Here is an 11,759-nt window from a genome sequence, read left to right on the forward strand (position 1 = left end):
CGCGCGGGCGAGGAGCGCCGTATCCACGGAGACAACCATGACATCCGCTTCCCCGGCGCTGGCCGCCGATCGCGAAACCGACGCGTCGATCGAGCAACGGGCCGTGCGCAAGGCCGCGTGGCGTTTCATTCCGCTGCTCGCGCTCGCGTACTTCTTCAACTACCTCGACCGCACGAGCGTCGGGTTCGCGGCGCTGACCATGAACCGCGATCTCGGCTTGACCGCGACGCAGTTCGGCTGGGGCGCGGGGATCATGTTCGCGGGCTACTGCGTGTTCGAGGTGCCGAGCAATCTCGCGCTGTACCGCTTCGGCGCGCGGCGCTGGCTCGCGCGCATCATGATCACGTGGGGGCTGATGGCGGCGGCGACCGCGCTCGCGACCGGGCCGACGAGTTTCTATGCGATCCGGCTGCTGCTCGGCATCGGCGAAGCGGGCTTCTTTCCGGGCGTGATCTTTTTCCTCGCGGTGTGGTTTCCGGCGAGTTACCGCACGCGGGTGCTGGCGTGGTTCACCGTGTCGACACCGCTGTCGTCGCTGATCGGCGGCCCGTTGTCGACGTGGCTGCTGCAGCTCGACGGCGTGCTCGGCCTTGCGGGCTGGAAGTGGATGTTCATCGTCGAAGGGCTGCCCGCGTGCGCGCTCGGCTTTCTCGTGCTGAAGCTGCTGTCCGATTCGCCCGCGGATGCCGCGTGGCTGTCGAGCGACGAGCGTGCCGCGCTGCAGCGCGCGTTCGAGCGCGAAGGCGCGGCCGCCGGCCGCAAGAAGCACTTCGGCGTCGCGCTGCGCGACGTGCGCGTGTACGTGCTCGCGCTGATCTCGTTCGGCTTCACGATGGGTTCTTACGGGATCGGCATCTGGTTGCCGCAGATGCTCAAGGCACACGGCATGTCGACGATGCAGACGGGCTGGCTTTCCGCTGTGCCGTACTTCTTCGCGACCATCGCGCTGCTGTGGTGGGCGAAGCGGGTGGACCGGCGCGGCGGCCCGGTCGCGAACCTGGCGATCGGGCTGGCCATCGGCGCGGTGGCGCTCGGCGTGTCGACCCACTTCCTGACGCTCGGGCCCGCACTCGTCGGCATCACGCTCGCGCTGATCGGCACGATTGCCGGTCGCACGATCTTCTATACGCTGCCTTCACGCTTCCTGTCCGGCCAGGCGGCGGCCGGCGGGCTCGCGCTGATCAATTCGATCGGCGCGCTCGGCGGATTCGCGGGCCCTTATCTCGTCGGCTACCTGAAGGACGGCTTCGGCACCTTCACGGCCGGGATGCTCGGCCTCGCGATCGTGCTGGCGATCACGACGCTGCTCACGCTGTCGCTGTACGCATTCGACCGGAGCGAATGACATGGACGCGACCATTTCGATCAAACGACGCCGGTTGCTCGGTGCGGCCGCCGCATCGCTCGCGCTCCCTGCATGGGCCGATACGCGCGCGCCGGCTGAAAACGGACCCTCCCGCATGACGACCCAAGGCAACTATCTCGCGGTGCGAAGCGACTGGCTCGCATCTGCGCTCGAACCCGCACTCGATCCGGATCTGCCGATCGTCGATGCGCATCATCACTTCTACGAGCGGCCGGGCTGGATCTACATGCTCGACGACTATCTGCAGGACGCGCGATCCGGCCACAACGTCCAGGCATCCGTCTACATGCAGGCGCTGACGCGCTATCGCGACGCGGGCCCGGCCGAACTGAAGCCGGTCGGCGAGACGGCCTACGTCGCCGGCGTGACGGAGCCGCTGCAACGCAGCGGCCCGGCCGTCGCGAAAGGCATCGTCGGGCACGCGGACCTGCGGCTCGGCGAGCGCGTGCGCGACGTGCTCGAAGCGCATGTCGACGCGGGGCGCGGACGCTTTCGCGGCGTTCGACACCTGAGTACCTGGGATGCCGATCCGACGCTCGCCAATCCGCTGTCGGCGGTGCCGCGCGGGCTGTTGCTCGACCCCGCGTACCGGGCTGGCGTCGCGCAGCTCGCGCCGCTCGGACTGTCGTACGACGCGTGGCTGTTCTTTCCTCAATTGCCCGAGCTGTTCGATCTGGCGAAGGCGAACCCCGACACGCGGATCGTCGTCAATCACTGCGGCGGCGTCGTGCGGATCGCGAGCTACGTGGACCAGCGGCCGGAAGTCTTCCAGCGCTGGTCGGCATCGATGCGCGAACTCGCGCGGCTGCCGAACGTATTCGTGAAGGTCGGTGGCCTCGGCATGCGGATCAACGGGTTCGATTTCGAGAAGGGCGCGCGGCCGCCGTCGTCCGAACAGCTCGCCGCCGCGTGGAAGCCGTGGATGCTCACGTGCATCGAGGCGTTCGGCGCGAAGCGCTGCATGTTCGAGAGCAATTTTCCGGTCGACAAGGGCTCGTATTCGTACGTGAACGGCTGGAACGCGTTCAAGCGGCTGACCGCACACGCGAGCCCGGACGAGCGCGATGCGCTGTTCCGCGGGACCGTCTCGCACGCGTACCGGCTCGGTTGACGCATACCGAGCACGTCGCGTCGCGCTGCTAGCCCGTCTCGACCAGCGCCGCCAGCCGGGCGAGCGCCATGCGCCAGCCGGTCTCGTTGTCGGCTGCCGGCACGCCGGGCGGCACACCGTCGTGCACCGCGTCGACGCGTGTGCCGCCAGCTTCGTCGGACAGCGTGATCGTGATCGTCATCGCGCCGCGCAGCATCGGATCGTCGGTTTCGAACACGTCGATTTCGACGATCCGTTCGTCGGGCACGAGCGTCACGAAGCGGCCGTGATAGGTGTCGGTGTGCGCGGTGGTCTTGCCGGTGCCGTCCGACGGTTCGTCGTAGCTCAGCGACACGCGCAGCGCGCCGCCTTCGCGCGCGTCGTAGGCGAGCACGCGGCACGTCATCCCGTCCGGCACCTTCCATTGTTCGACGGCGTGCGGATCGAGCAGCGCGCGGTAGACGCGCCCGCGCGGTGCGTTCAGGTGCCGGCTGACCCGGGTCGAATGCGTGTGCATCTGCAGCATGTGGCCTCCCGCGGAGCGCGCGCGACGGTGCACGCCGGATGCCGGCGTGTCGTCACGCTTCATTCAGGAATCCTAGGCGCGCGCGCGGCGGCATGCAATGGCCCGCGCATGTGCGTATTCAGCGCAATGCGGACGCAAATTCGTCGAGCTGCGTGATGCAGGTGTTCCAGCCCTCGAAGAAGCCCAGGGCCTCGTGGCGCTCGCGCGTCGCGGCGTCGGGATGCATCACGCGTGCCTCGTAGCGGCAACCGGCGGCGTCATCCGCCATCGTGATGATCGCCGTGAAGCCCAGCCACGGCACCTGCGGCCGCCAGCCGCCCGCGAGCATCGACGTGAACGCGATGCGCGCTTCCGGCACGATGTCGAGGAAGCACCCGGGGTTGTCGCTCGTGCCGCCGTCGGGGCCGCGCATGAACGTGTGGAAGGCGCCGCCCGGGCGCAGGTCGAACGCACGGACTTCGGTGGTCCACGGTTTCGGGCACCACCATTCCTTCAGCAGTTCGGGATCGGTCCACGCGCGCCAGAGCGCCTGGCGCGGCGCATGCAGCGTGCGTGTGATGACGAGGTCATGAGCTTCGGCGGGGTCGACGTGGCGGGTTGACATGCGCGTGCTCCTCCTGGTGGCGGCGTTCGACGAATTCCACCAGGCGATCGGCGCGCGCTTCCCACAGTGCGCGCTGCGCGGCGAGCCACTGCTCGGCTTCGGCCAGCCTGCCGCCGACCAGCTCGCAGGTGCGCGTGCGGCCGGTTTTCCGGGTCGTGACGAGGCCGCTGCGCTCGAGCACCGCGACATGCTTCATCAGCGACGGCAGCGCCATGTCGAACGGCGCGGCCAGTTCCGAAACGGTCCGCACGCCGTTGCCGAGCGCGCTGACGATCGCGCAGCGCGTCGGATCGGCGAGCGCCTGGAATACGTCGGTGATGCCGGGTTGAAAGTTAGCCATGCGGCTAAGTATAGGCAATGCAACGGGAATTTTCGTCGCTTAGGATGATGGGGTGGTAACACGCGCCGACCGGGCCGGGCGTCGTGTTGCCGGGCATCCGCCGATGTTGCGCGGGGTGCGACCGCACGGCGGCATTCCATTCGATCCGGGCGCACGCCGGCCGAGCGCGTGCCCCGCCTGATATACCGGAGAGGGTATGACAGAACCTGTGACCGTCCGCCGCGTCGACGCGAGCGAAGCCCGCGCCTGCATCGACGCGCTGGCCGACGTGCTGATCGATTGCGTCGAAGGCGGCGCGTCCGTCAGCTTCATGTTGCCGATCGAACGCTCGACGGCCGTCGCGTTCTGGACGCGAGTTGCCGACGGCGTCGCGCGCGGCGAGCGCATCCTGCTGATCGCCGAGGACGCGGCCGGCCGGATCGTCGGCACCGTGCAACTCGTGACCGCGCAGCCGGAGAACCAGCCGCATCGAGCGGACCTCGCGAAGATGCTCGTGTCGCGTCATGCGCGCCGGCAGGGCGTCGCCGCGCGGCTGATGGCGGCCGCCGACGACGCCGCGCGCGCCGCCGGCAAGACCGTGCTCGTGCTCGACACCGTGACGGGTGGCGATGCCGAGCGCCTGTACGAGCGGGCCGGCTGGCAGCGCGTCGGCGTCGTGCCGAACTATGCGCTGATGCCCGACGGCGCGTTGTGCGCGACGACTTATTTTCACAAGCAGCTCGCGTAACGGGGCCGGATGCGGTCGCGATCCGGGTCGCGACCGGCGCGCATGCGCGGCGGCGCAGCGGCGCGGCAGTACCGCCGCCGGAAGCCGGGCGAACCGGAAAAGCCGGCCGGCGCCGCCGCGGCTCCGATATATTCGTGCTGGAACACCTCACCGCCACGCCAACGGAATTGCCGCCTCGATGAAACGCTCCCGTATCGCCTTCGCCCTCACGGGCCTGCTCGTCGCGGTGCCGATCGCCGCCTACGCGCTCGTCAAGCCGCTGCGCGTCGTCGCGCCCGCGCTGCTGCCCGGCGTGTCATGCCCGAGCGCGGACATCTGCACCGACGATGCCGCGAAGCTCGGCATCGCGCAGCAGCTCTATCGCGACGGCTACGCGCGCGCGGCCGCGGCCGTCGGCCCGTTTCGCGACGCGCCGCGCGTCGTGTTCTGCTCGACGCGCGCGTGCGCCGACCAGTTCGGTCTCGGCGAACGGGCGGCACTGACGCTCGGGGATTTCGGCGTGGTCGTCGCGCCGCGCGGCTGGCAGACCTACTTTCTTGCCCACGAGCTGATCCACCACCGGCAGGCCGAAGTGCTCGGCAACCTCGCGGTCGCCACCAAGCCGCGCTGGCTGATCGAGGGGATGGCGTATGCGTTGAGCGACGATCCGCGTCATCCGCTGACGGAGCCGTTCGAGTCGTGGCGCACGCAATTCGCGGCGTGGCATGCGGCGCTCGGCCAGCGGCCGTTGTGGGATGCCGCCAGGGCCGTGCAATAGCGATCGCGCGCGACCGGCGCCCGTCGTGCCGCTACGCCGGCACGGCCGGATCGTCGGGCTGCGCGCCGAGCGTGCGCCGACCCGCGTCGAGGATCTCGTCGGCCAGCGCCGGATCGGTGCCGGCGATCGCGCGCGACAGCACGAGCGCCCCGACCATCTGGCTGAAGACGGCGATCGCGTCGCGGCGCGTGTCCGCCGCGGCCGGGCCTTCGGCGGCCACCATCCGTTCCAGCCGGTCGAGATACGCGGCGACGCCGTGCGCGTAGCACGCGCGCGCCGCGTCGGTCAGCCGGGGCGCATCGCCCGCGAAACCCGACAGCGGGCAACCGGCTTCGACGTTGTCGCGATGCGCGGCCGACAGGTACGCCGTCGCCTGCTTCGCGACGCTGCCGGCGTTCGGTGAATCCGCGCGGTCCTGGATCGCTTTCTCCATCACCGCGGCGACCAGCGCATCCTTCGATTTGAAGTGGTTGTAGAAGCCGCCCTGCGTGAAGCCGGCTTCCTTCATCAGCTCCGTCAACCCCACCGCGTCGACACCGCGCACCCGGAACAGCCGCTCGGCGGCCGCGACGATCGCGTTGCGGTTTTCGGCGGCCTGTTGTCTCGAGACGCCCATCGATCCCTCCCTCATTCCGGCAATTGCGTCGATTGAAAAACACAATGGTGATCGCCATTGACGTGTCGAAATCGCGCTGACACAATGCACCGCAAAGACAATGGTGATCGACATTGACATCGAGTGTAGCCGACTTCGCGAATGAAGCGAAGCGACCGACGCGGCACGGATGGATATCGGTCCCGGTGCGGCGTGGCGTGGGCGGCGGACTGCCCGGCTTCCGGCACGGCACCGGCGGAGCAACGGTTCGGTCCGCGATGGCGGCGTGGTTTATCACCGGATCCCGGGCGCGCGGCGAACCGACGCGAGCGGGATCCTTTCTCCGAAAGGAACGAGCATGAAGATCGAAGGTGCAGTGGTGTTCGTCACGGGCGCGAACCGCGGGCTCGGCCGCGAGTTCGCGAAGCAGGCGCTCGAACGCGGGGCGCGCAAGGTCTATGCGGGCGCGCGCGATCCGGCCAGCGTGACGCTGCCGGGCGTGGTGCCCGTGAGGCTCGACGTGACCGATCCGGCGACGGTTGCCGCGGCCGCCGATATCGCGCGCGACGTCACGCTGCTGATCAACAACGCGGGCATCGCACGACTCGGCAGCCTGACCGACGACGGCGCGCTCGACGCGTTGCGCGATCACTTCGAAACCAACGTGTTCGGGATGCTGGCGATGTCGCGCGCCTTCGCGGGAACGCTGGCCGGCCACGGCGGCGGCGCGATCCTGAACGTGCTGTCGGTCGCGAGCTGGGTGAACCGGCCGATCCTGTCGGGCTACGGCGTGTCGAAGTCGGCCGCGTGGGCGCTGACCAACGGGCTGCGGCATTCGCTGCGCGAACAGCATACGCAGGTCGTCGGGCTGCATGCGGGGTTCATCGATACCGACCTGACGGCCGGCCTCGACGTGCCGAAGGCCACGCCGGCCGACGTCGTGCGCCAGGCCTACGAGGCAATCGAAGCAGGGGAGGAGGAAGTGTCGACCGACGAGTTCACGCGGCAAGTGAAGGCCACGCTGTCGTCGGGCGTCTATCTGGAGGAGCCGGCGCCGCGTTGACGCGGCCGGCAGCGCGACCCCGCCGCCCGCTCGGTGAGCGCGGCGGCGGGCGTTTCGTCAGACCGTCGTGTCGATGACGCCCGGGATCTTCACGTCCGGGTTCACGTCCGCGTCGTAGTCGACGCCCGCGATCTCGAAGCCGAACAGGCGCAGGAATTCCGTCTTGTAGCCCGCGAAGTCGGTCATCTCGTACAGGTTCTCGTTCGTGACCTTGTCCCACATCGCGACGACCTTGTCCTGCACTTGCGGGTCGAGCTCCTTGTAGTCCGCGCGCAGGCGGCCTTCCTCGTCGATGTGCGGCGTCGCGCCGTACAGGCTGTCCTTCAGGAGCCCGTACACCTGCTCGATGCAGCCTTCGTGCGTGCCCTTTTCCTTCATCACCCTGAACAGCAGCGACAGGTAGAGCGGCATCATCGGGATCGCCGAGCTCGCCTGCGTGACGACAGCCTTCAGCACCGACACGCGCGCGTCGCCGCCATGCGCGGCCAGCTTGTCGCGGATCGACAGCACCTTCTTGTCGAGATCCTTCTTCGCTTCGCCGATCGAGCCGTTCCAGTAGATGTCGTGCGTGATCTGCTCGCCGAGATACGTGAATGCGGTCGTCTTCGCGCCGTCGGCCAGCACGCCGGCTTCATCGAGCGCGTCGATCCACATCTGCCAGTCCTCGCCGCCCATCACGGCGACGGTGCCGTCGATCTCTTCCTGCGTCGCCGGCTCGAGCGACACTTCGCGGATCACTTCCTTGTCGGTGTCGAGGCCGCGGAACGTGACCGACTTGCCGACCGGCTTCAGCGTCGAGCTGATCGTTTCGCCCGTCTTCGGGTGCGTGCGGCGCGGTGCCGCGAGGCTGTAGACGACCAGGTCGACCTTGCCGAGATCCTGCTTGATGGTGTCGATCGTGATCTGCTTGACCTTGTCGGAGAAGGCGTCGCCGTTGATGCTGCGCGCATAGAGCCCCTTTTCGGCGGCGAATTTCTCGAACGCGGCGCTGTTGTACCAGCCGGCGGTGCCCGGCTTCGTCTCGCTGCCGGCGCGCTCGAAGAACACGCCCAGCGTGTCCGCGCCCGAGCCGAATGCGGCCGAGATCCGGGCGGCGAGGCCGTAGCCCGTCGACGCGCCGATCACGAGCACCTTCTTCGGACCGTTGGCGATCGGGCCGTGCGAAGTCACGTAGTCGATCTGTTCCTTGACGTTGGCTTCGCAGCCGACCGGATGAGTCGTCACGCAGATGAAGCCACGCACGCGCGGTTTGATGATCATGGGAGAACCTCTAGTCAGAAAGGCGCGGACGGCCTGAAATCGGAAAAATCCCGCGCATTGTAATGGAAGCGGGCGCAACGGCGGGAAAGGCGAGCCGTGGCCGCGGTCGCAGTTGCCCGCGGGCGGGACGGTCGAGGCAGCCATTCGCGTCGCCGCCCGTTATTTCTCTCTTGACAGAAATAACTGAAAAAACTAAATTCCCCGACATGGAACTCACACCGATTGCCGAACGATTCATCCTCCACTGGGGCGAAATGGGCTCGCGCTGGGGCGTCAACCGCACCGTCTCGCAGATTCACGCGCTGCTGTACCTGGCCGGCCGGCCGGTTGCGGCCGACGAGATCGCCGAGACGCTCAACGTCGCGCGTTCCAACGTCAGCACGAGCCTGAAGGAACTGCAGGCATGGCGGCTCGCGAAGGTCGTGCACGTGCTGGGCGACCGGCGCGACCACTTCGAGACGTCGACCGACATCTGGGAACTGTTCAAGCTGATCGTCGAAGGGCGGCGGCAGCGCGAGATCGAACCGACGCTCACGGTGCTGCGCGATTGCCTGACGAGCCCGGAGATCGCCGACGAGAGCCGCGAAACCGAACAGCGCATCCGCGACACGCTGCAGTTCGTCGAGACGCTCACGACCTGGTCGGACGAGATGCTGCGGCTCAAGCCCGACACGCTGATGAAGGCGCTCGGCATCGGCGCGAAGATCAGCCAGACGGTCAGGCGCAAGTCGTCGAAGTAAGCGGTACCGGACGTGCGGGCACGCAGCCCGCTTTTTTTGAAATTGAAATTTCTGTCTTTACAGAAATAACTGTAGGTAAAGGACGAAAATGAACAGGGCATCGCGATCGATCCGCCGGCATGCCGCACCGCGGAGTGCGACATGAACATCCTCCTCTGCGGCGCGAACGGCTTCATCGGGCGGGCGCTGGGCGCGCGGCTCGAAGCCGGCGGCCATCGCGTGCTGCGCGGCGTGCGGCATGCGGTCGGTCCGCACGACGTCGCGATCGACTTCACGAAGGACGTCGATCCCGATGCGTGGCTCGCCCGGCTCGACGGCGTCGACGTGGTGATCAATGCGGTCGGGATCCTTGCGGACCGGCGTGACGCGACCTTCGACGCCGTGCATCGCGCGGCGCCCTGCGCGCTCTTCACCGCGTGCTGTCGTGCCCGCGTGCGACGCGTGATCCAGATCTCGGCGCTGGGCGTCGAGCGCGGCGACACGTCGTATTTCGCCAGCAAATACGCAGCCGACACCTTCCTGCGGACGCTGCCGCTCGATTACCGGATCGTGCGCCCGGCGCTCGTCTACGGCGCTTCCGGCACGTCGGCACGGTTCTTCCGGATGCTCGCGAGCCTGCCCGTGCAGGCATTGCCGACGGGCGGCCATCAGCGGCTGCGCCCCGTGCACATCGACGATCTCGCCGAACTCGTCGCGCGGCTCGTCGATGCGCCGGCGGCCGGCAACCCGGTCATCGACGCGGTCGGCGGCGACGAAGTCGAGTATCGCGAGATGCTGAGCGTCTATCGCGCCGCGCTGGGCTTCCCGCCGGCGGCGCGCATCGCGCTGCCGGGCCCGCTGGTCGGGGCGGCGGCCGCGCTGCTCGGCGCGCTGCCGGGCGCGATGCTGACCCGCGACACGTGGACGATGCTGCGCGGCGGCAACACCGGCGACCCCGCGGCGCTCGCGGCCGTGCTCGGCCGGCCGCCGCGCGGGCTGCGGCATTTCATCGGCGCGGACGCGCCCGCGCTGCGCCGCGACGCGCTCGCGATGTGGCGGCGGCCGCTGCTGCTGGGCGCGCTCGCGATCGTCTGGATCTGGACGGCCATCGTCAGCGCGTTCATCCATCCGCGGCACGACAGCCTCGCGATGCTCGCCCGCGCGCACCTGACTGGCTTGCCCGCGCTGATCGCGCTCTACGCGGCCTGCGCGCTTGACTTCGCGTTCGGCGTGGCGACCGTCGTCGCGCCGTCCCGCCGGCTGTGGGCCGCGCAAGGCGCGCTGATCGTCGCGTATTCGGCCGTCATCGCGGTCACGATGCCCGGCCTGCTCGCCGAGCCGTTCGGCCCCGTGCTCAAGAACGTGCCGATTCTGGCGATCCTGTTGATCCTCTTTTCAGAAGAAGAACACGCATGAACACCTATCTCGTGATCAAGACGCTGCATATCCTGTCCTCGGTGCTGATGGTCGGCACGGGTTTCGGCACCGCGTTCTACCTGTTCTTCGCGAACCGCACGCGCTCGGTGCCGGCGATCGCCGCCGTGTCGCGCCTCGTCGTGCGCGCGGACTGGTGGTTCACGACGCCGGCCGTGCTGTTCCAGCCCGCATCCGGGCTGTGGCTCGCGCATACGGCCGGCTGGCCGTGGACGACGCCGTGGCTGGTCGCGTCGATCGTGCTGTATGCGGTCGCGGGCGCGTGCTGGCTGCCGGTCGTATGGCTGCAGATCGAACTGGCCGCGATGGCGAAGCTCGCGCATGCGAACGGCGCTGCCGCGCTGCCGGAACGGTACTGGCGCTATGCGAAGCGCTGGGAGCTGCTCGGCTATCCGGCGTTCTTCGCGATGCTGAGCGTTTATTTCCTGATGGTGCTCAAGCCGATGTGAGCGAGGCAGTGGGGCCTGCAACGGCGATTTCGCCTGACGCGCTGTCGATTCTCGCGGGCTCGTGTATAACTTCGACGGGAGCGCGTCCGGGCCGTGTCGCGCCTCCCGAACGCTTCGCATTCGACCTCACAAGGAGCCTGCATGCTGCACATCCTCGGCAAGATCCCGTCCATCAACGTCCGCAAGGTGCTGTGGCTGTGCACCGAACTGAACCTGCCGTTCGAACAGGAAGACTGGGGCGCGGGCTTTCGCACGACCAACGACCCGGCCTACCTCGCGCTGAATCCGAACGGCCTCGTGCCGGTCATCAAGGACGACGACTTCGTGTTGTGGGAGTCGAACACGATCATCCGCTATCTCGCGAACCGCTATGGCGGCGACGCGCTCTATCCGGCCGAGCCGCAGGCGCGCGCGCGGGTCGATCAGTGGATCGACTGGCAGGGCACGGACCTGAACCGCTCGTGGGTCGGCGCGTTCCTCGGCCTCGTGCGCAAGTCGCCGGATCACCAGGACCCGGCGGCGATCGCGCAGTCGATCGCGGGCTGGACGAAGCACATGCAGATACTGAACGCGCAGCTCGAAGCGACCGGCGCGTTCGTGGCTGGCGACCGCTTCACGCTCGCGGACATTCCGATCGGCCTGTCGGTGAACCGCTGGTTCGGCACGCCGTTCGAGCATCCGGATTTCCCGGCAGTGAAGCGCTACATCGAGCGCCTGGCGACGCGCGAAGGTTTCCAGCAGTACGCGGGCAGCGCGAACCCGTAACGCATCGCATGTCGTGCGCGGCGCGGCGGCGTGATGTGCCGCCGCATCGCCGCCGCGCCGCGGC

The 11,759-nt window shown here is 68.4% G+C and carries 14 protein-coding genes; 9 read left to right on the plus strand and 5 right to left on the minus strand.

Features of this window, described 5'->3' with window-relative positions:
- Positions 1 to 37 precede the first annotated feature (37 nt).
- Both DIE12_RS07035 and DIE12_RS07040 read left to right on the plus strand, forming a co-directional pair.
- Positions 38 to 1,345, plus strand: a complete 1,308-nt coding sequence (locus tag DIE12_RS07035; protein ID WP_124486098.1) for an MFS transporter — start codon at positions 38 to 40, stop codon at positions 1,343 to 1,345.
- Between the two features lies 1 nt (position 1,346).
- Positions 1,347 to 2,477 carry an amidohydrolase gene (locus DIE12_RS07040; RefSeq protein ID WP_124492197.1) on the plus strand — a complete coding sequence of 377 codons (1,131 nt, stop codon included), beginning with the start codon at positions 1,347 to 1,349 and terminating at the stop codon, positions 2,475 to 2,477.
- 28 nt (positions 2,478 to 2,505) lie between these two features.
- Here DIE12_RS07040 and DIE12_RS07045 read toward each other — a convergent pair whose 3' ends face one another.
- The 3 genes from DIE12_RS07045 to DIE12_RS07055 form a co-directional block, all read right to left on the minus strand.
- Complete coding sequence (locus tag DIE12_RS07045) at positions 2,506 to 2,982, minus strand: SRPBCC family protein (RefSeq protein WP_044848511.1); 477 nt, start codon at positions 2,980 to 2,982, stop codon at positions 2,506 to 2,508.
- 118 nt (positions 2,983 to 3,100) lie between these two features.
- Positions 3,101 to 3,586 carry an SRPBCC family protein gene (locus tag DIE12_RS07050; protein WP_124486100.1) on the minus strand — a complete coding sequence of 162 codons (486 nt, stop codon included), beginning with the start codon at positions 3,584 to 3,586 and terminating at the stop codon, positions 3,101 to 3,103.
- Positions 3,549 to 3,926, minus strand: a complete 378-nt coding sequence (locus DIE12_RS07055) for a helix-turn-helix transcriptional regulator (RefSeq protein WP_124486101.1) — start codon at positions 3,924 to 3,926, stop codon at positions 3,549 to 3,551. Before DIE12_RS07055 ends, DIE12_RS07050 begins: the two co-directional genes overlap by 38 nt.
- Before the next feature lie 196 nt (positions 3,927 to 4,122).
- On the opposite strand from DIE12_RS07055, the gene DIE12_RS07060 reads away from it, so the two are divergent.
- Positions 4,123 to 4,653 carry a GNAT family N-acetyltransferase gene (locus DIE12_RS07060; protein WP_044848514.1) on the plus strand — a complete coding sequence of 177 codons (531 nt, stop codon included), beginning with the start codon at positions 4,123 to 4,125 and terminating at the stop codon, positions 4,651 to 4,653.
- Positions 4,654 to 4,831: 178 nt separating this feature from the next.
- Complete coding sequence (locus tag DIE12_RS07065) at positions 4,832 to 5,410, plus strand: hypothetical protein (protein ID WP_124486102.1); 579 nt, start codon at positions 4,832 to 4,834, stop codon at positions 5,408 to 5,410.
- Positions 5,411 to 5,441: 31 nt separating this feature from the next.
- On the opposite strand, the gene DIE12_RS07070 is transcribed toward DIE12_RS07065, so the two are convergent.
- Positions 5,442 to 6,026, minus strand: a complete 585-nt coding sequence (locus tag DIE12_RS07070; RefSeq protein ID WP_124486103.1) for a TetR/AcrR family transcriptional regulator — start codon at positions 6,024 to 6,026, stop codon at positions 5,442 to 5,444.
- A gap of 337 nt (positions 6,027 to 6,363) precedes the next feature.
- Here DIE12_RS07070 and DIE12_RS07075 point away from each other — a divergent pair, with 337 nt between their 5' ends.
- A complete protein-coding gene (locus DIE12_RS07075) occupies positions 6,364 to 7,068 on the plus strand; it encodes an SDR family oxidoreductase (protein WP_044848517.1) in 705 nt (234 codons plus the stop codon).
- A 57-nt stretch (positions 7,069 to 7,125) separates the two neighbouring features.
- Here the strand turns inward: DIE12_RS07075 and fabV are convergent, their stop codons facing one another.
- Complete coding sequence (fabV, locus tag DIE12_RS07080) at positions 7,126 to 8,328, minus strand: enoyl-ACP reductase FabV (RefSeq protein ID WP_124520236.1); 1,203 nt, start codon at positions 8,326 to 8,328, stop codon at positions 7,126 to 7,128.
- A 206-nt stretch (positions 8,329 to 8,534) separates the two neighbouring features.
- Between fabV and DIE12_RS07085 the strand changes: the two genes are divergently transcribed.
- The 4 genes from DIE12_RS07085 (at position 8,535) to DIE12_RS07100 (ending at position 11,695) form a co-directional block, all read left to right on the plus strand.
- Positions 8,535 to 9,068 carry a GbsR/MarR family transcriptional regulator gene (locus DIE12_RS07085; RefSeq protein WP_006760784.1) on the plus strand — a complete coding sequence of 178 codons (534 nt, stop codon included), beginning with the start codon at positions 8,535 to 8,537 and terminating at the stop codon, positions 9,066 to 9,068.
- Positions 9,069 to 9,209: 141 nt separating this feature from the next.
- A complete protein-coding gene (locus tag DIE12_RS07090; protein WP_124486105.1) occupies positions 9,210 to 10,463 on the plus strand; it encodes an SDR family oxidoreductase in 1,254 nt (417 codons plus the stop codon).
- Positions 10,460 to 10,930 carry a DUF2269 domain-containing protein gene (locus DIE12_RS07095; RefSeq protein ID WP_124486106.1) on the plus strand — a complete coding sequence of 157 codons (471 nt, stop codon included), beginning with the start codon at positions 10,460 to 10,462 and terminating at the stop codon, positions 10,928 to 10,930. Before DIE12_RS07090 ends, DIE12_RS07095 begins: the two co-directional genes overlap by 4 nt.
- Positions 10,931 to 11,071: 141 nt before the next feature.
- Complete coding sequence (locus DIE12_RS07100; protein ID WP_044848521.1) at positions 11,072 to 11,695, plus strand: glutathione S-transferase family protein; 624 nt, start codon at positions 11,072 to 11,074, stop codon at positions 11,693 to 11,695.
- Positions 11,696 to 11,759 lie beyond the last annotated feature (64 nt).

This window comes from Burkholderia sp. Bp9015, from assembly GCF_003853505.1.
Lineage (GTDB): Bacteria > Pseudomonadota > Gammaproteobacteria > Burkholderiales > Burkholderiaceae > Burkholderia.

Excerpts from the sequence above, each read along its gene's own strand:
- DIE12_RS07100 (WP_044848521.1), top strand. The coding sequence starts at position 11,072 with ATGCTGCACATCCTCGGCAAGATCCCGTCCATCAACGTCCGCAAGGTG.
- DIE12_RS07075 (WP_044848517.1), top strand. The coding sequence starts at position 6,364 with ATGAAGATCGAAGGTGCAGTGGTGTTCGTCACGGGCGCGAACCGCGGG.
- DIE12_RS07095 (WP_124486106.1), top strand. The coding sequence starts at position 10,460 with ATGAACACCTATCTCGTGATCAAGACGCTGCATATCCTGTCCTCGGTG.
- DIE12_RS07050 (WP_124486100.1), bottom strand. The coding sequence starts at position 3,586 with ATGTCAACCCGCCACGTCGACCCCGCCGAAGCTCATGACCTCGTCATC.
- DIE12_RS07035 (WP_124486098.1), top strand. The coding sequence starts at position 38 with ATGACATCCGCTTCCCCGGCGCTGGCCGCCGATCGCGAAACCGACGCG.
- DIE12_RS07065 (WP_124486102.1), top strand. The coding sequence starts at position 4,832 with ATGAAACGCTCCCGTATCGCCTTCGCCCTCACGGGCCTGCTCGTCGCG.
- DIE12_RS07045 (WP_044848511.1), bottom strand. The coding sequence starts at position 2,982 with ATGCTGCAGATGCACACGCATTCGACCCGGGTCAGCCGGCACCTGAAC.
- fabV (WP_124520236.1), bottom strand. The coding sequence starts at position 8,328 with ATGATCATCAAACCGCGCGTGCGTGGCTTCATCTGCGTGACGACTCAT.
- DIE12_RS07040 (WP_124492197.1), top strand. The coding sequence starts at position 1,347 with ATGGACGCGACCATTTCGATCAAACGACGCCGGTTGCTCGGTGCGGCC.
- DIE12_RS07090 (WP_124486105.1), top strand. The coding sequence starts at position 9,210 with ATGAACATCCTCCTCTGCGGCGCGAACGGCTTCATCGGGCGGGCGCTG.
- DIE12_RS07060 (WP_044848514.1), top strand. The coding sequence starts at position 4,123 with ATGACAGAACCTGTGACCGTCCGCCGCGTCGACGCGAGCGAAGCCCGC.
- DIE12_RS07055 (WP_124486101.1), bottom strand. The coding sequence starts at position 3,926 with ATGGCTAACTTTCAACCCGGCATCACCGACGTATTCCAGGCGCTCGCC.
- DIE12_RS07070 (WP_124486103.1), bottom strand. The coding sequence starts at position 6,026 with ATGGGCGTCTCGAGACAACAGGCCGCCGAAAACCGCAACGCGATCGTC.
- DIE12_RS07085 (WP_006760784.1), top strand. The coding sequence starts at position 8,535 with ATGGAACTCACACCGATTGCCGAACGATTCATCCTCCACTGGGGCGAA.